Source organism: Mesorhizobium sp. M4B.F.Ca.ET.089.01.1.1 (assembly GCF_004022605.1).
Taxonomy (GTDB): domain Bacteria; phylum Pseudomonadota; class Alphaproteobacteria; order Rhizobiales; family Rhizobiaceae; genus Mesorhizobium; species Mesorhizobium abyssinicae.
On the sequence record NZ_RZOS01000844.1, the window covers coordinates 1 to 1298 of the forward strand.

Here is a 1298-nt window from a genome sequence, read left to right on the forward strand (position 1 = left end):
GCCTTGCCATCCTCGAAAGCCAGTAAACCCGGCGGCGGCCCGGCTTCGATGCGCGCCTTGATATGGTCCTTGTTGCGCTGCTTGTCGTTGGCCCGTCGTACCGCCGGCGCCAAACGGAAATGCGTGCACCAGCAGCCGTAACAGGCGCCCTGCTTGCCGAAAAGATCCTCGAAATCCGCCCAGAGCTCGGGCGCCAGCGGCGCGATGGTCGTGCTCATGCGTTCTCCCCAGGCCAGCCTTGTTGCTTGCCCTGCGCTGTCGTACCATTGCGTTTGTTCTCTTTATGTTCGCAGCAATGGCGGCTCCTGTCAACAATCCCGAACACGGTTTTTGCCGTGACTGCCTGGCCTTGCAGCGCGGCGATGCACGTCGCTGCGAGCGTTGCGGCAGCCCCAGGCTTGCCCGCCATGCCGAACTCTACCGGCTGCATCTTGCCCATATCGACTGCGACGCCTTCTACGCCGCCATCGAAAAGCGCGACAATCCGGCGCTGAAGGACCGGCCGGTGATCGTTGGCGGCGGCAGGCGCGGCGTCGTCTCCACCGCTTGCTACATCGCCCGCATCCACGGCGTGCGTTCGGCGATGCCGATGTTCAAGGCGCTGGAAGCCTGTCCTGAGGCGGTGGTCATTCCTCCCGACATGGAGAAGTATGTCCGGGTCGGGCGCGAAGTCCGCGCGTTGATGCAGGCATTGACGCCGCTGGTCGAGCCGCTCTCCATCGACGAGGCCTTCCTCGATCTTGCCGGCACCGAGCGCCTGCACGGCATGCCCCCTGCCCTCGTCCTGGCGCGTTTCGCGCTGTCCGTGGAAAAGGAGCTCGGCATCACCGTCTCGGCCGGTCTTTCCTACTGCAAGTTCCTCGCCAAGGTGGCGTCCGACTTCCGTAAGCCGCGCGGCTTTTCGGTGATCGGCGAGGCCGAGGCGACGGGCTTCCTGGCCGAACAGCCGGTCACGATGATCTGGGGCGTCGGCAAGGCCTTCGCCGCCACGCTGGAACGCGACGGCATCCGCAGCATCGGCCAGCTTCAACGCATGGAGCGGGCCGAGCTGATGCGCCGCTATGGCGTGATGGGCGACCGGCTCTACCGGCTCTCGCGCGGCGAGGATGACCGCCGGGTCGACCCGGATGGCGACGCCAAGAGCGTGTCGGCCGAGACCACCTTCGACACCGACATCGGCGCCATGGCCGAACTGGTGCCGGTGCTGCGGGCGCTATCGGAAAAGGTCTCGGCGCGGCTGAAGAAATCGGGCATTGCCGGGCGCACCGTGGTGCTGAAGCTGAAGACACAGGACTTCA

1 protein-coding gene and 1 pseudogene are annotated in these 1298 nt (G+C 65.7%); one reads left to right on the top strand and one right to left on the bottom strand.

What is annotated here, in order from left to right; all coding sequences use genetic code 11:
- Positions 1–218, bottom strand: a pseudogene (locus tag EN780_RS34425) (GNAT family N-acetyltransferase); the annotation flags it as partial.
- 65 nt (positions 219–283) lie between these two features.
- Here EN780_RS34425 and EN780_RS34430 point away from each other — a divergent pair.
- Positions 284–1298 (top strand): DNA polymerase IV (locus tag EN780_RS34430; RefSeq protein ID WP_128276476.1); only part of this gene is annotated, 1015 nt, incomplete at its 3' end.